The organism is Haloferax sp. DFSO52 (assembly GCF_048158745.1).
Lineage (GTDB): Archaea > Halobacteriota > Halobacteria > Halobacteriales > Haloferacaceae > Haloferax.
The window spans coordinates 1,067,653-1,084,596 of record NZ_JBLOPB010000002.1; the positions used below are offsets into that span (position 1 = coordinate 1,067,653).

Annotated in this window: 19 protein-coding genes; 13 read left to right on the top strand and 6 right to left on the bottom strand. The window is 62.3% G+C overall.

The window, feature by feature from the left end; genetic code table 11:
* Positions 1 to 41: 41 nt before the first annotated feature.
* Positions 42 to 668, top strand: a complete 627-nt coding sequence (locus tag ACK3SC_RS15015) for a cyclase family protein (protein ID WP_416841016.1) — start codon at positions 42 to 44, stop codon at positions 666 to 668.
* Between the two features lie 390 nt (positions 669 to 1,058).
* Here ACK3SC_RS15015 and ACK3SC_RS15020 read toward each other — a convergent pair whose 3' ends face one another.
* Entirely contained in the window at positions 1,059 to 1,538 is a 480-nt protein-coding gene (locus ACK3SC_RS15020) for a DUF456 domain-containing protein (protein WP_416841017.1), read from the bottom strand.
* A gap of 105 nt (positions 1,539 to 1,643) precedes the next feature.
* Between ACK3SC_RS15020 and ACK3SC_RS15025 the strand changes: the two genes are divergently transcribed.
* The 6 genes from ACK3SC_RS15025 to ACK3SC_RS15050 all read left to right on the top strand — a co-directional run bounded on the left by ACK3SC_RS15025 (position 1,644) and on the right by ACK3SC_RS15050 (position 7,730).
* Entirely contained in the window at positions 1,644 to 1,973 is a 330-nt protein-coding gene (locus ACK3SC_RS15025) for a 4Fe-4S dicluster domain-containing protein (RefSeq protein WP_411963865.1), read from the top strand.
* A gap of 127 nt (positions 1,974 to 2,100) precedes the next feature.
* Positions 2,101 to 2,976, top strand: coding sequence for an electron transfer flavoprotein subunit beta/FixA family protein (locus tag ACK3SC_RS15030; protein ID WP_416841018.1), 876 nt, complete (start codon positions 2,101 to 2,103; stop codon positions 2,974 to 2,976).
* A 2-nt stretch (positions 2,977 to 2,978) separates the two neighbouring features.
* Positions 2,979 to 4,673 carry an electron transfer flavoprotein subunit alpha/FixB family protein gene (locus ACK3SC_RS15035; RefSeq protein ID WP_416841019.1) on the top strand — a complete coding sequence of 565 codons (1,695 nt, stop codon included), beginning with the start codon at positions 2,979 to 2,981 and terminating at the stop codon, positions 4,671 to 4,673.
* Entirely contained in the window at positions 4,670 to 6,334 is a 1,665-nt protein-coding gene (locus ACK3SC_RS15040) for an FAD-dependent monooxygenase (RefSeq protein WP_416841020.1), read from the top strand. The genes ACK3SC_RS15035 and ACK3SC_RS15040 overlap by 4 nt, the downstream gene beginning before the upstream one ends.
* A 4-nt stretch (positions 6,335 to 6,338) precedes the next feature.
* Positions 6,339 to 6,797, top strand: a complete 459-nt coding sequence (locus ACK3SC_RS15045; RefSeq protein WP_416841021.1) for a hypothetical protein — start codon at positions 6,339 to 6,341, stop codon at positions 6,795 to 6,797.
* A gap of 198 nt (positions 6,798 to 6,995) precedes the next feature.
* Positions 6,996 to 7,730 carry a GNAT family N-acetyltransferase gene (locus tag ACK3SC_RS15050; RefSeq protein ID WP_416841022.1) on the top strand — a complete coding sequence of 245 codons (735 nt, stop codon included), beginning with the start codon at positions 6,996 to 6,998 and terminating at the stop codon, positions 7,728 to 7,730.
* Positions 7,731 to 7,738: 8 nt separating this feature from the next.
* Here ACK3SC_RS15050 and ACK3SC_RS15055 read toward each other — a convergent pair whose 3' ends face one another.
* A complete protein-coding gene (locus ACK3SC_RS15055) occupies positions 7,739 to 7,903 on the bottom strand; it encodes a hypothetical protein (protein WP_416841023.1) in 165 nt (54 codons plus the stop codon).
* A gap of 55 nt (positions 7,904 to 7,958) precedes the next feature.
* Positions 7,959 to 10,289 (bottom strand): tRNA(Met) cytidine acetyltransferase TmcA, encoded by a 2,331-nt coding sequence (gene tmcA / locus ACK3SC_RS15060; RefSeq protein WP_416841024.1) that lies wholly within the window; start codon positions 10,287 to 10,289, stop codon positions 7,959 to 7,961.
* A 311-nt stretch (positions 10,290 to 10,600) separates the two neighbouring features.
* Between tmcA and rpl7ae the strand changes: the two genes are divergently transcribed.
* The 6 genes from rpl7ae to ACK3SC_RS15090 all read left to right on the top strand — a co-directional run bounded on the left by rpl7ae (position 10,601) and on the right by ACK3SC_RS15090 (position 13,552).
* The gene (rpl7ae, locus tag ACK3SC_RS15065) at positions 10,601 to 10,963 is read left to right on the top strand and encodes a 50S ribosomal protein L7Ae (RefSeq protein ID WP_416841025.1); all 363 of its coding nucleotides are present in this window, start codon (positions 10,601 to 10,603) and stop codon (positions 10,961 to 10,963) included.
* 6 nt (positions 10,964 to 10,969) lie between these two features.
* Positions 10,970 to 11,194, top strand: a complete 225-nt coding sequence (locus tag ACK3SC_RS15070; protein ID WP_004060228.1) for a 30S ribosomal protein S28e — start codon at positions 10,970 to 10,972, stop codon at positions 11,192 to 11,194.
* A 2-nt stretch (positions 11,195 to 11,196) separates the two neighbouring features.
* Positions 11,197 to 11,400: a 50S ribosomal protein L24e gene (locus ACK3SC_RS15075; RefSeq protein WP_416841026.1), complete on the top strand. Its 204-nt coding sequence runs from the start codon at positions 11,197 to 11,199 to the stop codon at positions 11,398 to 11,400.
* On the top strand, positions 11,401 to 11,865 hold the full coding sequence (gene ndk, locus ACK3SC_RS15080; protein WP_416841027.1) for a nucleoside-diphosphate kinase: 465 nt from the start codon (positions 11,401 to 11,403) through the stop codon (positions 11,863 to 11,865).
* A 241-nt stretch (positions 11,866 to 12,106) separates the two neighbouring features.
* Positions 12,107 to 12,670, top strand: a complete 564-nt coding sequence (locus ACK3SC_RS15085; RefSeq protein ID WP_416841028.1) for a hypothetical protein — start codon at positions 12,107 to 12,109, stop codon at positions 12,668 to 12,670.
* Between the two features lie 72 nt (positions 12,671 to 12,742).
* Entirely contained in the window at positions 12,743 to 13,552 is an 810-nt protein-coding gene (locus ACK3SC_RS15090) for a class I SAM-dependent methyltransferase (protein ID WP_416841029.1), read from the top strand.
* Positions 13,553 to 13,620: 68 nt separating this feature from the next.
* Here the strand turns inward: ACK3SC_RS15090 and ACK3SC_RS15095 are convergent, their stop codons facing one another.
* The 3 genes from ACK3SC_RS15095 to ACK3SC_RS15105 all read right to left on the bottom strand — a co-directional run bounded on the left by ACK3SC_RS15095 (position 13,621) and on the right by ACK3SC_RS15105 (position 16,920).
* Positions 13,621 to 14,664, bottom strand: coding sequence for a cupredoxin domain-containing protein (locus ACK3SC_RS15095; RefSeq protein WP_416841031.1), 1,044 nt, complete (start codon positions 14,662 to 14,664; stop codon positions 13,621 to 13,623).
* A gap of 178 nt (positions 14,665 to 14,842) precedes the next feature.
* Positions 14,843 to 15,916 carry a methionine synthase gene (locus ACK3SC_RS15100; RefSeq protein WP_416841032.1) on the bottom strand — a complete coding sequence of 358 codons (1,074 nt, stop codon included), beginning with the start codon at positions 15,914 to 15,916 and terminating at the stop codon, positions 14,843 to 14,845.
* On the bottom strand, positions 15,913 to 16,920 hold the full coding sequence (locus tag ACK3SC_RS15105) for a 5-methyltetrahydropteroyltriglutamate--homocysteine methyltransferase (protein ID WP_416841034.1): 1,008 nt from the start codon (positions 16,918 to 16,920) through the stop codon (positions 15,913 to 15,915). The genes ACK3SC_RS15100 and ACK3SC_RS15105 overlap by 4 nt, the downstream gene beginning before the upstream one ends.
* Positions 16,921 to 16,944: the final 24 nt, after the last annotated feature.

Genomic DNA, 16,944 nt, shown 5'->3' on the forward strand with positions numbered 1-16,944 from the left:
ACACGAACACTCGTTTTACGACCGCCCGCGTAGGGCAAGTCGTGACCCTCGTAGACCTGACGCGACGTGTCGAATCCGACATGCCGACCTACCCCGGCGACCCGCCGGTATCGGTCGAATCACACGCCGAGTTCGACACAGACGGCTACCGCGTCTCCCGTCTCGAACTCGGCACCCATACGGGGACTCACGTCGATGCGCCGGCACACACCGAACCCGATGGCGCGACACTCGACGCCTTCTCGGTCGAAGACTTTCGGGTCACCACTCGACTGGTGGACTGCCGCGATGCTGGCGCAAACGGCCTCGTTTCGCCAGACGCGATTCCGACCAACCTCGACCCGACTACCGACTGTCTCGTGTTCCGAACGGGATGGGAAGCCGAGTGGGGGACCGACCGAATGGCCGACCACCCTGCGCTCGCACCCGAGACAGGACGATGGTGTGCCGAGCGGGGACTCGCTGTCGGTATCGACGCACTCAGCCCAGACCCGACTGGCGGTGACGACGTGCCCGTCCACCACGCAGTTCTCGGTGCGGGTCGGTTCATCGTCGAGAATCTCCGTGGGTTGGACGCACTCCCGACTGACCGACCGTTCGAGTTGTTCGTGCTGCCGCTTCGTGTCGATGCCGACGGCGCACCCGCCCGTGTCGTTGCGGAGGTGTGACCACCGTCGCTCTCGCGGCGCTGTCGAGGAATCGGCGTCAGCGAACGTCGTCGTGAGCGGGATTTCGGCGGCCCAGAACGAATAAGCACCTCCATGACCTATGTTAACATTGGTGCTGAGAAATGCCATACCAAACCAATCGAATCGTGGCAGACAACTGGTGGCTCCTGTTGTTCGCGGCGCTACTGGTGGTCGCGCTGTTAGTCGGTGCCGTTGGAGAAGTCGTATAACTCCCGGCGAGATGCCGCGTCGAGACGTGACAGCGGTGGGAGTGGCGTCGCCGGCAGATTGACTCTTTTTGGTTGCTGCGCTGGGCTCTCTTTGGTTGCCGCGCTGAGCTACCACTCGTGTTCCGCGAAGATTTATATCCGAAACAGAGACCAGACCTCCTCACAACACTACGGCGACGACGAACCCGACGAGCATCGAGACGGTGAGTAACACCTGCACGACAGAGGATGCGAGCACGCCAATCGTCGTGTAGAGTGCCCGTCGTCCGCTCTCATGGGTGTCCTGATGTTCGAGATATTCGATGACGAAGACGGTCCCCGCGACGCCGAGAACCAGCCCAATGGGACCGAGGACGAACAACAGGACGAACCCAACCACGCCGGCGAGAATGGCCGTCCGAGTCGATGCACCGCCGACACGGGCGGCGATGACGCCAGCACCGTAGTCGGTGACAATCGCAATGAGGCCAACTACGAGCAGACTGAACACCCAGAGCAGGCCAGGGTCGGAAAATCCGGTCGACCACCAGTAGACGAGGACACCGACCACCGAGAGAATCGCGCCGGGGAGGAACGGCAAGATGCTCCCAGCGACGCCGACGACGAGGAGGGCCAGCGCAAGCCAGAAGAACAGGTCCATACACCCCTAATGGGACCGGGGCATAATCACCCCACCGAGTAGACACCATCGGCACCGATTCGGGGCATGATTTATACCCTTGTCAACGGAATGGTAACAAGAACCATGCCAATCGACCCATCTTTCGAAGAGAACAGAGAACGTGTCGACGATGGAAGCGGTGTCGCGGTCTGGGGCCCGACCGACCCGCCGGAGAAACTCGGCATCCACGGGACGCACGTCGCCGTCGATTTCGATATCTGTCTCGCAGACGGTGCGTGCCTCGAAGACTGCCCCGTCGACGTGTTCACGTGGGTCGACTCACCCGGTCACCCGGAGTCCGATATCAAAGCCGAACCAACCCACGAAGACCAGTGTATCGACTGCATGCTCTGTGTCGACGTCTGTCCGGTCGATGCCATCGACGTCGACCCCGGTCGAGCAGGGCGCATCTAGTCGGCACACCGTCAGTTACGCCTGCTCGTGTGCCCAGTCGAGAGCGAACGCTATCGCTGAATTTCCACCCGGGTAGCACAAAAGATTATTATGAATATGTGCTAGCACTAAGTAGAGAGTGTTCTCAATGCACACGGTGGTACTAACCAAAGGGGTCCCTGACTTTCGCGAGGGACAGGTATCGTTCGACGAAGACGGGCACCTCGAGCGCGGGAAGACGCCCACGGTGATGAACCCGAACGACAAGTTCGCGCTGGAGGCAGCACTCCAGACACGGGTTCGACACGGTGGCTCCGTCAGCGTGATGAGTATGGGTCCGCCCGGATACAAGGAAGTCCTTCAGGAGGCGATGGAGACGGTCTACGCCGACGATCTCTATCTCGTCTCGGACCGGGAGATGGCGGCAGCCGACACGTGGGCGACGGCGATTACGCTCAGTGCGGGCATCGAAAATCTCGACCAGATGCCAGATATCGTCTTTGCGGGCTTCAAGACGGCAGACGGTGAGACGGGCCACACCGGGCCGCAGACGAACTGGTGTCTCGACATGCCGCTCGTCACCCACGTCATCTCGCTCGACATCGACGAAGAAGAACGAACGCTGCGGGCGAAACGACTGGTCGAAGGCGACATCGAAGAGATCGAGACGGTCGAAGTCTCGCTTCCGGCGTTCGTCGTCACCGACCCCGAGTACGTGCCGTCGTACCGGACGGCGGGCGAGCGGCTCACACTGAAAGACCTGCGGGCGGAGACACAAGCGCGTGCGCCAGACTACGAAGACCACCTGACAGTGTGGGACCACGCCGACATCAACGTCGACCCAGACTACATCGGCCTCGACGGCTCGCCGACCATCGTCTCGTCTGTCGACCCCATCCCCAAAGCGCCAGCAGAGCGTGAGGCGACGATGGTCGACCCGAGCGACACCGAGGGGATGACCGAGGTGCTCGAAGCGATGCAGTCGGCAGCCGGTGGCGACGCCTCTGCGGCGGAGGGTGACTGACCATGACTGACTTCGACCCCAGCGAGTACGAAATCTCGGAGCTCGGTCCGGCACTCAAAGATATCGAGGACGTTGGCGAGTTAGAAGAGATTCTTCAGGCCGAACATCGCGGGGAGAACCGCGCACCCGTCATCGCACTCATCGAGAGTCGCATCGAGAAGTTCTCCGAAGACGACGAGGAACCGGCCGACGCCGGCAGCCTCGACCTCGCATCGATGAGTACGGCCGACGTGGGGAACGCGCTTCAGGACATCGACGAAATCGACGACCTCGAAGCGCTCCTCGAAGCAGAGGAAGCGGGCGAAGACCGGGGCGCAGTCAAGCGTCTCATCAACAAGCGCATCGACTCCGTACAGGGAAGCGACGAGGAAGCCACAGTTGCCGACGTCGACGAACGAACCGCAGAAGAGCGGCACCCTGACCTCGACCACCCGACGCGTGACAAGCGTCACGTTCGCTCCCTCCACGGCGGCGTCTACCGCGACATGTGGGTCTACTGCGAGACGCAGGCCGGCGAACTCATCGACGTGTCCAAAGAGATGCTCGGCAAGGCGCGCGAGCTGATGGACCAGTACAACGACGACTACGACGAAGACGAACGTGTCGTCGCCGTCCTCATCGGGTCGGACGTGTCAAAACACGTCGACGACGTCATCGCCTACGGCGCGGACGTGGCCGTCGTCCGCGAAGACGACCGACTCGAACGCTTCCAGCACAAGCCGTACACGGAGATATTCTGCGACATGGCGCGTGCCGGGGCGACTCACAACCGTGGCGAAGTCATGGATGGCCGCGACGAGGAGTGGCGCGACTACGACAAACCGCGCTACACGCTCTTCCCGGCGACGAATAACGGCCGTGACCTCTCGGCGCTGGTGCAGGCCGAACTCGACTCTGGACTCGCCAGCGACTGTTCGGGTCTCTACATCGAGAACTCGATTATCTCGAACCCCGTCAAGACCGGCGTCGCCGGCGAGAAAAAGGAGTTCGAACGCGTGCTTCACATGAAGCGTCCCGACTTCTCCGGGTTCGAGTACTCGACGATTCTCTGTATCGACAACCCGACGCGGGAGTTCCACCCGCAGGGCGGGTCCGTCATCCCGGGAAGTTTCGACATCCCCGACGGCGACCCAGAACGCGAGGGACTCGTCGTCGAACACGACGCACCACTCGACGACGACTGGTTCCGCGTCAACGTGACCGACCACGACCAGCTGGACGAAGGTATCGACCTGACTGGCCACGACGTCATCGTCGCGTTCGGTCGGGGTATCGGTGACAACCCGACGAAGGGCGTCGAACTGACCCTCGAACTCGCGAACCAGTTCGAAGACGCAGAAGTCGGCGTCACCCGTGGTATCGTCACTGGGTCGTTCCAGTTCGACGGTCACGTAGAACAGTACACACACGAAGACAGACAACTCGGAGAGACTGGACAGGTCGTCGCACCCAAACTGTACATCGCGGCGGGCATCTCCGGTGCGATTCAGCACAAAGTGGGAGTGGACGAGTCGGATACGATTATCGCCATCAACACCGACCCGGACGCACGCATCCGCGACTTCTCCGACTACTTCATCGAGGGCGACCTGTTCGACGTGCTCCCGAAACTGACGCAGGCACTGAAAGACGGACGATTCGAGGAAGTACTCGCCAGCGATGGCGGGCCCTCGAAAACCAACGGTAACTCACAATGACGGACTACGAACATTACGAAGCAATCGTCGTCGGGGCAGGCCCCGGCGGTGCGGCCGCAGCAGCGACGTTCGCCAACTACGGAATCGAGACGCTCGTCCTCGAACGCGGGGTCGAAGCCGGGTCGAAGAACGTCTCGGGCGGCCTCATCTACGCAGAAGAGTCTGCGCCCTACACTATCGACGACCTGTTCCCCGGATTCCGCGAGGAGGCCTCAGAGCGCCCAATCACGGACTACCGCATCCACAACCTCGCCGGCGACCGGGTCGAGTCGTACGACCTGACAGAGCTCCACGAACACGACACCGAGTGGTCGGACTCCGTCCTCCGGCGAAAGATGGATTCGTGGCTCGAAGACCAAGTTCACGAACGCACGCGCGAGACTGGTGGTGGACTGCTCACCGGTGTTCACGTCAATGGCCTGCTTCGCGAGGAGGGGAAAATCGTCGGCGTCACGACGGACGAACTCGACCCGATTACGGCCGACGTCATCGTCGCCGCCGACGGGGTGAACTCCGAACTCGCCCGCGACGCGGGACTGATGGACTGGGACGAGCCCGAAGAGTGGTTCCAGGGCGTCAAGGCCGTCGTCGACATGCCGAGCGACGTCATCGCCGACCGGTTCGATATCGACGAAGACGAAGGGGTCGCACATCTGTTCTCGGGTGACCTGTTCCAGGGCGTCCGTGGGGGTGGCTTCCTCTACACGAACCAGGACACCCTCTCGCTGGGGACCGTCTTCCACCTCGACAGTCTCGTCGCCGAAGAGGCAGAACCGCACGAACTCTTAGACGCCATGTTGACCCACCCGCTGCTCGGCCAGTGGTTGGGTGACGACTACACGGAACTCGAGTACAGCGCGAAACTCGTCCCCGACTCGAAGAAGGTGGCATTGCGCGAACCCCACTTCGGCCGTCTGCTCGTCGTGGGCGACGCTGCCGGCCAGATGCAAGCGCAGGGGCCAATCATCAAAGGGATGAACCACGCCGTCTCGGCCGGTGCACTCGCCGCCGAAGCGTACGCAGAGGCGAAAGGCCGCAGCGAACCCGAGAAGGCGGGGTCACACTACGCTAACAAACTCCGGTCCGAAGGCGTGATGCAGAAACTCCGACCGCGGAGCTACGAGATGATGCGCGGGATTACCGAAGGCGACACCGTCTCCGGCGTCGTCGATTCCGTGCTCAAATCCGCTGTTGGCCGGTTCGGCGTTCGGGCGCTATCGGGGCAACTCGAAGGACTCTACAACCGTCCGTCGCTCTCGGCGATGATTCCGGACACGCGGACGCCCTACGTCACACTGCCCACGGTCATCGCAGAAGAAGTGGGGACGCCCGTCTCGGGCACGAATTCGGTGACACCGCCGACGCTCGAAGAGCGCATCGGCGACCTGACCTACGACACCGACATCGGCAACCCGCACATCAAAGTCCTCGACAACTCGTGGGAGGCGAGTGGTGCTGCGGTGGCGGCCTGCCCCGTCTCGGCAGTCGACTTCGGTGGTGGCTGTTACCGCGAAGAAGTCGTGCGAACCAACGGGTCCGAAGAACGCGTGGTCAGTCTCGACACGCAACCCTGTGTCGAGTGTGGGACGTGTGCCATCGTCGCGGACACCGAATGGGAACATCCACGCGGCGACAAGGGTGTCGAGTTCAAGTGGGGATAAGCCAGTGACCGGGGACACAGCACAGTCGACGCGGGTCGACGGTGGCCATCGGTCGAACGGCCACGACCGACCCGACGACAGGGGCCGCGACCCAGAACACGTTCGGTTCGGCGAGCGTGTTCGCTCGCTCGCTGCGGCGGCCCGACGGGAACGCGACCAGTTCGACCCACCACCGGAATCGGCGGCAGACGAGCGAGCACTGGCGTGTGCGCGCGATGGTGTCGGTCCAGTCGTCTCGCTCTACATCGAGGCACGAACCGGTGGGACCATGGTCGAGTTCACCAGCGAGGAGTTCCGACTCCTCCAGCGCGCGCTCAACGACTGGTTGACGCTGTACGCTCGGTGTTATGGCGTCGAGTTCGACACCGAGTTCACCATCAGAGAAGCAGCAGAGCTGCTGTTGCGGACACACAACGTCGTCGACACGGCACAGCTGCTGACCTGCGTCCCAGAACGGTATTGAGACACGCACGTCGACCGGGCCACTCCGTGTTCGGGTGTGGCCCGCTCTTTCTACCTGTCTCACAGTTCAGCATCTCACAGCGGATGACCACCAGCACCCAGATCGTGTCTCACATCACAGCCCAGATGCGCCGCACGTGATATCGAGTAATCATCAATCACGAACAACAATTATTAACTAGGGATGTGACACTGTACCATGGAAGTTACTGACAGTCTCAATTTCGGACACAAAGACCGCAAAGATATCTACGAATACATCGAGAGTCACGGCACTGTCAGAGAAGACGAGGTACGGCGGGCGCTCAACTTCGAACCGGCGGCCCTCGGTGCCCACCTCACCATCCTGCGACGAGATGGCTACATCCGCAAAGTGGGCAAACACGTCGAAGTCGCCTACGCGCAGGAGACAGAAGAGACGACAGACCTCGACGGCCTCGACGTGACGATTCGGATGGCACAGGACGTCGACCTCGAGAGCCTCGTCGATGCCATCCACGAAGTCGCCGACGAGGGACGATACATCGAAGCCGAAACCGTCGCGGACGTCCTCGACCACGAAGAGGTCGTCCTCAGACACAACGACGTCAGTTCTCGAATGGTGTTCGTCGCCACCGTCGAAGACGAACTCGTCGGGTGGGTCCACCTCGACTTACCCGAAGCGGAGAAACTGAGTCACACGGCCGTCCTCACAGTCGGCACCCGACCGGAGTTCCGTGGTCACGGTATCGGGAGTCGCCTGCTGGAGAAAGGAGTCGGCTGGGCGCAAGAACACGGCTTCGAGAAGCTGTACAACAGCGTTCCGGCGACCAACGAGACTGCAATCGGATTCCTCGAAGGCCACGGTTGGGAGACTGAAGCGGTCCGCGAGGGTCACTACAAAATCGACGGCGAGTACGTCGACGAAGTGATGATGGCCGTCACGCTCCGGTAACCAACCGACTACGACCAGTTCTTTTCTGCACCGTCGAGCGGTTCGGCGACGACACCGTCCTGTTGGACGAGCGCTCGCCCGTGTGCCGTACAGACGTCTCTGTCGGCGTCCCACGGGATGTAGAGTCTGACCGTCGCCACGTTCTCGCAGTCGGCTTCGCTACACTCGGCCATACGCACTCCTCGTCGTGGACGATTATCGGTGTACCGCCGCGCGAGTGAGTGGGGGCTACGTGTAGCGCTCGCGTTCGGCGTCTGCCACCGCGTTTCCGTACTCGTCGACGAGTGGTTCGTAGGCGTCGCCGAGGGCACGCATGCACTGTGCCGTCGAGTGGAAGCCGAGTTCGTCGGCCACAGACGACCACGGACGCGTCTGTAACACCTTTCTGACGACGAGGCGTTCTTTGCGGTCCGAAAGCGACGCGCGATTAGGGTCGAGGAGGTGAACGAGTCCGAGGCGACGGAACGCGCCGGGAGCGGTCGTATAGAGGCCAGGGCCGTAGGACGCACCGACGACGACACGCCACTCGTAGTCCGTGAGCGCGGGTTCGAAATCGGTCCCGGGGCCGCCTCCGCTTCGGGCGAGCGCACGTCGACCGGCCTCCCCGACGGCGGCGAGTGCAGCACGGACCACGTCCGGGTCGATATCCGAGAGTGCGTCCCCGAGTACGTCACCGATACGCTGGACGAACCACTCGGCGTGCCTGTCGTGGAGGCGGCTCCCCGTCGGCGACAGCGGCAGGAGCATGAGCGCGGAGTACTCGCCGCTCGTGTCGTTTCGCGTCGTCGAGAGGTGGACCGTCCCGTACTCGTTCTCCTGCCAAAACGAGAGGAGCTCGGGTGTCGCGCCGAATCCGACGCCGAGGTAATCTGCGTCACCCGCGAACTCGTCGCGAATCTCGGACAGGAGATGCGACCCGAGACCTGACGACCTGACGGCGTGGTGGGTCGCGATTCGCATCACGCGGTAGCCCACCGGGATTCCTGCCGCTTCGTCCCGGAGTTGACTCGTGAATACGTCGGGGAGCATGTTGCCGCGGATTCGACCACCGTCGTACATGTGGCGGCGGGTCTCAGCGCCGAGGTTCCCTTCGCGGGCGAGCAGCGCGACCGAGACAACTCGGCCGTCGAAGGTGAGCGCCCGGAGCGTCAGGTTCGGCGCGTCGAGGACGCGGGCCAGGTCGTCGGGTTCGGTTCGGTAGTGAGCGAGGACGAGGAGGCCGAACGCCTCACGCATGAGGTGTTCGTCCGCGAGTAACTCGTCGGGCGAGAGCGTCCGATAGTCGACGGTTTCCGGAGTTGCCTCCGCAATCAACTGGGCGACTGGCGGGCGCGCATCGAGTAACAGGGCTCTGAACGTCCACGATTCGACTGGGTCGCCGCCGGCGTACCGAATCGGGTCGTCGAGACGAACGTCGGTCACCTCGTGCGACGACTCGTCGAGTCTGTCGCGGAATCTGACGGCGAACCCGCGGCCCGCGCCTTCGTACCCGCGGACGGTCGTACAGAACGCGACCGATGGCGCGTCGAGAAACGACGTGAGGAGGCGAACAGGCAGCGCGGCGGCCTCGTCGACGACGAGCGCGTCGGCGATGGAGACTGCGGAACCAGCCTCTGTTGGGGGAACGTAGCGGACCTGTCCGCCTCGCGAGGACCGCAGGATGTACTCGTCGGCGCTCCCCGATTCGAGGCGGTCGAGTTCGCTGAGGAGGCGCTCGGCGCGGACGAACACTTCGGCGGCGTTGCGTCGGCCGGGGGCAGTGACGACCACGTCGCGTCCCTCAGCGGCGAGGCTTCCGGCAGCGAGTCCGGCGGCACTCGACTTCCCTCGTCCTCTGTCTGCTTCGACGACGACTGCAGCGCCCGGTTCTGCGAGTCCCTCGAGCGCGCCGAGTGCGTCCGACTGGTCGGCCGTGAGACAGTCTTCGTACGCGCGACGGGGGAATCGCCCGTCTTTCGGGACCGAAGGGAGTGACCTGTCGAGCGAGATTCCCTGTCTGTACTCGCCGTCGCGTTCGACAGTTCCGGTGTCGAGGTTCACGATGGCGATACCGGGATGGTCGCGAAGTGTCGAGACGAGTCGGCCACGGAAGCGCCCGGTCACGTCGTCTCTCGTGTACGGCGGAACGGCGAGGCGCTCGTCGAACGAGTCGCGGCGGTCGGGCCACTCGTCGAGTGGCGGCGTGAGAAGCACGAGGAGGCCGCCGCCGTCGACGGTGCCAGCGATTCGGCCGAGGGTGTTCGCCGAGAAATCCTCGTGGGCATCGAGGACGACGATAGTCTGCGTGGTCCCGAGGAGGCGTGATGCTTGTCGGGGGTCGACGCTATTGAAGCGAAATCCTTCGCGGGTCGTGACGAACGTCACCTCGTCGTCGGGAACGTCGGCACCGCGGACGACGTCGAACGCAGCGTCGATGCCGGCGTCGCGGTCACCGGCGAAGACGAGGAGGCGACGCTGGTTGGTGGCCATCGCCTCGCCACGGCGGGCCGCAGCGAGTGACGCGACGTCGAGGCTGCCGACGGTGTCGTCGTCGTGAGCGTCGTCGCCGGGGTTGGTCATACCTCTCGTTTTTCGGCGAGTGTATTCACTTTCGTGGGTCGATTCGCCTCGAATTGCCTCGCGCGACGAACGTCTCGAAACGTCGGATGGTCTCGAAACCGCGAATACGCGTCTCACGGGGCGTGCGGACGCGTGGCACGCCGTCGAGATTTTGAAAGCGCTTTTATGGGGTCCGAAGTAAGGAATGGTTACAGCCTGTCCGGGGTTGATGAACCTCCTCGCCGTAGGGAATATGCCCACCCGTCGCGACCGACCGACGGGTGACGCCGGCGAGGGAGTCGAGCCCGCGAGCAGGATTTAGGTGACCAACAATGGCAGTCTACGTAGATTTCGACGTACCGGCCGACCTCGCTGACAGCGCCGTCGAGGCGCTCGAGGTCGCCCGAGATACTGGTATCGTGAAGAAAGGAACCAACGAAACGACCAAGTCCATCGAGCGCGGCAACGCCCAGCTCGTCCTGATCGCGGAGGACGTCTCCCCCGAGGAGATCGTCATGCACCTCCCCGAACTCGCAGACGAGAAGGGTATTCCGTTTATCTTCGTCGAGACGCAGGACGACATCGGCCACGCTGCCGGTCTCGAAGTCGGCAGTGCCGCTGCCGCCATCGTCGACGCTGGCGAAGCCGCCGACGATGTCGAGGACATCGCGACTAAGGTCGAGGACCTTCGATAACCGACCATGAGCGCGGACGAACAAGCCAGCGACTCGACGCCTGCGGAAGTCATCGAAGTCGTTGGAAAGACTGGGATGCACGGCGAGGCCATGCAGGTCAAATGCCGCATCCGTGAAGGGTCCAACAAGGGCCGTATCATCACGCGAAACGTGCTGGGTCCAGTCCGCGAGGGCGACATCCTTCAGCTCCGCGAGACCCAGCGTGACGCCGACTCCATTGGAGGGCAATAACGATGGTCGAAAAGCGAACGTGTGACTACAGTGGTGAAGAGATCGAGCCCGGCACGGGCACGATGTACGTCAAGATCGACGGAACCATCCTCCACTTCAAGAGCTCGAAGGCCGAGAAGAACTACTTCCTCGGTCGCGAAGCACGTGACCTCGAGTGGACGGAAGCAGGCCGTCGCGCACGCGGTCGTTCGGAGGACGACAACTAAATGTCCGACGCCGAACGCACCTTCGTGATGGTCAAGCCGGACGGCGTCCAGCGCGGTCTCATCGGAGACATCGTCTCCCGATTCGAAGACCGCGGTCTGAAGATGGTCGGCGGCAAGTTCATGCAGATTTCGGAAGAACTCGCCCACGACCACTACGGTGAACACGAGGGCAAGCCCTTCTTCGAGGGTCTCGTGGACTTCATCACCTCCGGCCCCGTCTTCGCGATGGTCTGGGAAGGACAGGACGCGACGCGTCAGGTCCGCCGCATGATGGGCGAGACCGACCCCGCAGAGTCCGCCCCCGGCACCATCCGCGGTGACTACGGTCTCGACCTCGGTCGGAACGTCATCCACGGCTCCGACAACGAGGACGAGGGCGCAAACGAGCGCGAAATCGACCTGTTCTTCGACGAAGACGAACTGGTCGACTACGAGCGCATCGACGAAACCTGGCTCTACGAGTAAGGTTTCGTCGTCGATTTTCCACGTTTTCGCTCGAGAGGAGCGACGGCCACGTCGCCCCCTCTCGTCCGCGCTCTCTCCGAGACGACCCCCGGGTCGTCGTCTCGGGGTGAGTGGTGGTACCACCGGGCGCTGTTCGTCGACTCTCTCCCACTCGCACCGACAGAGCCGACACCGTCTACAGACCGTGACCGTCAGGTTTGGCGCAAATAATCGCTTTCTCTGTCGCCAGCGATACAGTTGCATGGTGGAACTGGAACTCGTCCTCATCGCGCTACTACTGGTGTTCACACTCACCGCCGTGGCGATGCTCGGGGCGACAGCAGTCGCCGCGTGGGTGATGGCGCGATTCGCAGCAAACGTCTTGAACGTCTTGATGGCGGTTCGACCGACCGTCTTCGGCCCGGCCGACATTCGCGACGTGGAGCTCAAAGTCGCCGGCCTTCGCGCACTCGACCACGTCGACGCCGGCGTCGTCACTGCTGTCGTTCCAGAGCGAAGACGAGGGACGCGCGGACTCGACCGGTTTTCGCTGACAGACGGTGTTCGGTTCGACCTCGCGCTCGCGACGCCCGACGACCGAACCGCGTGGTTGTGGGTTCCGCTCCCGAGTCAGTTGACTGGTGAGTCCCGATTCGAACGCGTTGCTGCGGCGTGTGGTGTCTTCCCCGACGAAATCTCGGATGCAGTGGGAACTGAACTCCCGCTCATCCGGGGGCAAGATGGACGATGGCACGTCGGCGAAACCAGTGGTCGTGAGTATCACCACGACTTCGGTGCGAAAGCGTACGAACCCGAGTGGGCGTGATGGTCGCGTCAGTTGCCTTGCTCGCCAACCACCGGTGACAAAGCACTTACTCTCGCCTCTCGGGGGCGACGTATGGACGAATTTCACGCGACCAACCGTGACCACTGGGACGAGTTGGCCGACCTCCATCCGACGACCGAGTTCTACGATGTCGATGGGTTCGTCGCTGGCGAGTCGAGTCTGATGGACCTCGAACGCGAGGAACTCGGCTCGGTCGACGGTAAATCGCTTCTCCATCTGCAGTGCCACTTCGGTATGGACACGCTCTCGTGGGCACGTGAAGGGGCAACCGTCACGGGCGTCGATTTCTCTCCGACGGCTATCGAGACGGCACGCGAACTCCGCGACGAAGTCGGAATCGACGCCGAGCAAGCGCGGTTCGTCGAGAGCGACGTCCTCGAACTTCCAGACGCCCTCGACGGTGAGTTCGACATCGTGTTTACGTCCTACGGCGTCATCTACTGGCTCTCGGATATCGACCGCTGGGCCGAGGTCATCGACCACTTCCTCGAACCCGGTGGGACGTTCTACATCGCCGAAATCCACCCCGTCGTCGGGTCGGTCAGCGAGACGAACGAGGAGTGGGCCAGGTTCGAGTATCCGTACTTCTCGGGCGAGGCCCACCGAATCGAGAGCGGTGAAAGCTACGCGGGCGACGGCCTTGAGAACAAGACCACGTTCGAGTGGGAGCACACGACGGGCGAGATCGTGACCGCACTCGTCGACGCAGGACTCGAAATCGAGTTCGTCCACGAGTTTCCCAAACTGTGTTACGAACGCTTCCCAACGCTCGTCGAAGGCGACGATGGGTGGTGGCGCTTCCCCATCGGTGACCCAGAGATTCCCATGACGCTGTCTATTCGGGCGACGAAGCGAGCGTAACGACGCCACACGACGGCCTACCACACGAAACACCACAAAAAAGAACGGACGGACGAACCCGAGGTGGTTCAGGCCTCTTCTTCTTCTCCTCCTCTGAACTCTTCGACGACCGTCTCCCACGAGACGCTTCCCTCGTTGACGATGTTTTCGGGAGTGAGTGCTTCCGATTCGAAGACTGCTGCCTCACTTGGGAGGTTCGGGTCGAGTCCCTGAAGGAATAACGGCAGAATGTTCATCTCTTCTGGTGGTCTGCCGGTCTCTTCGATAGAGAGTTCGGGAACGTCACCATCGGTCACGACAACGCGCGACACCATGCCGAATATCTGGTGTGGCGGACAGTAGAAGTCGTACACACCGGGTGTTTCGAACCGGAAGAGCCAGTACCCACCGACGGGCACGAGTGGCGCTGAAATCGGTCCGACTCCCTCCGGGACACGGTTCTGCCGGCCGTGTCGCTCGTGGTAGGCTGAAACACCGTGGTCTGGTGTCTCCGCGCTGTAGATGACCACGTCGCCCGGTGCGACTGTGAGGCCAACCGGTTCGTAGTGGAACGCCGTCGTTTCGGCGAGAAGCTCCGCGATTTCCAGGATGGTCAGCGTCACCTCTTCACCTTCTGGTCCGACTGTCACCTCGAAGTTAGGGTTGCTCAGTTCGTCGGCGTCGACGACACCATCCGCCACGGCGGCGTTGATTTCGTCGATTTCCGCCTGAGTGAGAATCCCCGGTTCGGCGAAGGCGAACAGTTCCTCCGGTAGGTTGATGTGTAGTTCGACTTCGTGAGACGGGCGAACCGATTCGTCAAACGCCTCGAAACAGTCCGCACCGGATTCACCCGCACACGGATTGAGTGCCGCAGAAGCGTATCCGAATATCGGGTCTATGTCGTCGGGTCCTGGTCCATCGTCGCCGTTTTCGTCGTCCTGAGATGAATCCCCGTTTCCACTGTCATCTCCATTTTCGTCCTCGTCTTCGTCACTTTGCGCGACGGCAGTTCCTGCGCCCATTCCAAGGAGTACCGCCGATGCCCCCGCAGCACGCAACAGGTTCCGTCGCGCAATCGGGAACCACTCTTGCTCGTCGTTCGATTCAGCTGTCGCTGGTGTTTCTGTCACTGTTCTCCACCAGTAGATATGACAACGTATTCAAAGATAAACTAGCGTACCGTTCAAAAGAGTTGATACTCCCAGAGTGGTGAAGGGCTTAGAAAGTTGGTCGTTCGATTCGGGAGAATAGCCAGCCTGTCGACCCATTCGACGGCAAAAAGAGAGACCGACTCGAAGAGACGAGTGCTCAGTCGGCGGACGGAACCGGTGCGTCGAGGTCGATTTCGCCGGCGTCGAGTTCCGCTTCGACTTCGCGAGCGGCTTTGACCATGTTCTCCATCTTCTGGTAGGCCACCTTGCGAGGCAGGAGTTTCACACCGCAGTCGGGCGAGATGGTGAGTTTCTCCGGCGGGACGACCTTCAGACCCTGCTTGATGTTCTCTTTTATCTCTTCGACCGACTCGACTTCTGCGTCGTGCACGTCGACGACACCGAGTGCGAGGTCGGGTTCGAACTCGGGTTCGGTGAAGACGTCGATCTGGTCGTAGCCACCGTTGCAGAGTTCCACGTCGAACTCGTCGATTGGGTAGTCGTTGAGTTCGGGGTAGATGCGCGAGTAGTCGCCGTAACAGACGTGGAGGCCGATGCGGACTTCGTCTGGGACACCCGAGACGATGCGTTCGAGACACTCACCGACGATAGCGTGATCGTCAGGCGTCGTCGCCAGCGCGGGTTCGTCGATCTGGATGTAGGTCGCACCTGCGTCGACGAGTTGTTCGATTTCCTCGTTGACGAGGTCCGCGAGGGCGTAGGCGAGTTCCGCTTCGTTCTCGTAATGCTCGTTGAACGACCAGCTGGCGAGCGTGTACGGCCCCGTGATTGGGACTTTGACCGGTTTGGACGCGACGTCGCTCGTGAACTCGAACTCGTCGACCAGCCACGGTTCGTCGTATTCGACCTCACCGACGACCGAGGGCTTGTCGAAGTAGTTGTGGCCCCACACCTTCACCGGGCCGTTGAACTCGTAGCCCGGAATCCGGTGGGCGAAGTATTCGACCATCTCTTCGCGGCGCATCTCGCCGTCAACGACGGTGTCGAGCCCGGCGCGTTCGTGTTCGTGCGTGATGACACGACAGGCGTCGTCGTGGGCCTCGTGGAGGTGTTCTTCGGTGAACTTGGAGTCGGGGTCTTCTGCGAGGTCGTTCGCGCGGTTGAGCCACTTCGGTTTCGGGTACGACCCGACGACGGTCGTGAGCAGGAAGTGCTCGTTGTCGTGGTTTTCGGGGCGGAACTGCTCGCGGTTTTCGGCGTCACGGCTCATGCTTCTACCTCCAGTTCGTCTTCGGTCGCAGCAGCGAGTGCGGCGAGTTTCTCGGTCGCGCGGTTCTCCGGCAGGTAGAACAGTTCGGTGTTGGAAGTCACGTACGCGGTGTCGAACGTCTTGTTCTGGACGCGGTCGAGCGTCCACTCGACGCGCTCGCGGACCGTCGCGGGGTCTTCGACCAGCGTGTTCTGCCCGTCGACGAGGCCGAGCGCGATGTCGTCTTTCGTGCCGTACTCGTTGATGTTGTAGAACGTCTGGTCGCGGTCACCGGCGACGAAGTCGAAGCCGATTGCGTCGACGTCGGCGTCCATCAGGTGCGCGTAGACCTTCTCTTCGAGCGACCCCCAGTAGGTGTGGACGACGACGTTCGCGTCGGTTGCGTCGGCGACGGCCGAGATGGCTTCGGGAATCTGCGCGTCGATATCCTCACCCGGTGGCGATTCGACCAGCGAGGGTTCGAGGAGGAACAGCGTCTCGTGGTCCGGGAAGGCGTCGACTTCGTCGGCGAGGAACGACCCGACAGCGTCGAGGAACTCCGCCTCGTCGCCGTAGTACTCGTCGGTCGCGAGGTCCGCGAGCGAGTAGGGGCCGGGGAGGACGGCCTGCAGCGACTCGTCGCCGAGGAGGTCCGCAGTGGCGTCGAGTTCGGCCGCGACGTCACCGGAGAAGGTGAGTTCGCCGCGCACCTGCGGGTCGCGGTAGAAGTTGTTGTTGTCGTAGTAGCGGACGATGCCGCCGGTCTCGACGTTCTCGTGGACCGTCAGGGGGTGCGCGAGCATGTCGTCCCATCGAAGTTGGCCTTCGACGATGTGGTCGAGTCCGGCATCGACCTGTTCGGTGACGACTTCTTCGCGTGCGCGCTCGTACGCGCTCACGATGTCCGGGCCTTCGTTTCCGGAGATGAGGTCGTGTTTCTGGTGTCCTTTGAGGTCGGAGAGCGTTTGCTTCGCCCAATCCGGGAGGGGATAGAGCCCCGGTGTTGTCGAGACGAGTTCAGTCATCACTCGCCGCTAAGAAATGACGGG

What these genes read in the sequence shown, in the direction of transcription:
- ACK3SC_RS15020 (WP_416841017.1), bottom strand. Translation starts at nt 1,538, where the DNA reads ATGGACCTGTTCTTCTGGCTTGCGCTGGCCCTCCTCGTCGTCGGCGTC.
- ACK3SC_RS15025 (WP_411963865.1), top strand. Translation starts at nt 1,644, where the DNA reads ATGCCAATCGACCCATCTTTCGAAGAGAACAGAGAACGTGTCGACGAT.
- ACK3SC_RS15030 (WP_416841018.1), top strand. Translation starts at nt 2,101, where the DNA reads ATGCACACGGTGGTACTAACCAAAGGGGTCCCTGACTTTCGCGAGGGA.
- ACK3SC_RS15035 (WP_416841019.1), top strand. Translation starts at nt 2,979, where the DNA reads ATGACTGACTTCGACCCCAGCGAGTACGAAATCTCGGAGCTCGGTCCG.
- ACK3SC_RS15040 (WP_416841020.1), top strand. Translation starts at nt 4,670, where the DNA reads ATGACGGACTACGAACATTACGAAGCAATCGTCGTCGGGGCAGGCCCC.
- ACK3SC_RS15050 (WP_416841022.1), top strand. Translation starts at nt 6,996, where the DNA reads ATGGAAGTTACTGACAGTCTCAATTTCGGACACAAAGACCGCAAAGAT.
- ACK3SC_RS15055 (WP_416841023.1), bottom strand. Translation starts at nt 7,903, where the DNA reads ATGGCCGAGTGTAGCGAAGCCGACTGCGAGAACGTGGCGACGGTCAGA.
- tmcA (WP_416841024.1), bottom strand. Translation starts at nt 10,289, where the DNA reads ATGACCAACCCCGGCGACGACGCTCACGACGACGACACCGTCGGCAGC.
- rpl7ae (WP_416841025.1), top strand. Translation starts at nt 10,601, where the DNA reads ATGGCAGTCTACGTAGATTTCGACGTACCGGCCGACCTCGCTGACAGC.
- ACK3SC_RS15070 (WP_004060228.1), top strand. Translation starts at nt 10,970, where the DNA reads ATGAGCGCGGACGAACAAGCCAGCGACTCGACGCCTGCGGAAGTCATC.
- ACK3SC_RS15075 (WP_416841026.1), top strand. Translation starts at nt 11,197, where the DNA reads ATGGTCGAAAAGCGAACGTGTGACTACAGTGGTGAAGAGATCGAGCCC.
- ndk (WP_416841027.1), top strand. Translation starts at nt 11,401, where the DNA reads ATGTCCGACGCCGAACGCACCTTCGTGATGGTCAAGCCGGACGGCGTC.
- ACK3SC_RS15085 (WP_416841028.1), top strand. Translation starts at nt 12,107, where the DNA reads ATGGTGGAACTGGAACTCGTCCTCATCGCGCTACTACTGGTGTTCACA.
- ACK3SC_RS15090 (WP_416841029.1), top strand. Translation starts at nt 12,743, where the DNA reads ATGGACGAATTTCACGCGACCAACCGTGACCACTGGGACGAGTTGGCC.
- ACK3SC_RS15100 (WP_416841032.1), bottom strand. Translation starts at nt 15,916, where the DNA reads ATGAGCCGTGACGCCGAAAACCGCGAGCAGTTCCGCCCCGAAAACCAC.
- ACK3SC_RS15105 (WP_416841034.1), bottom strand. Translation starts at nt 16,920, where the DNA reads ATGACTGAACTCGTCTCGACAACACCGGGGCTCTATCCCCTCCCGGAT.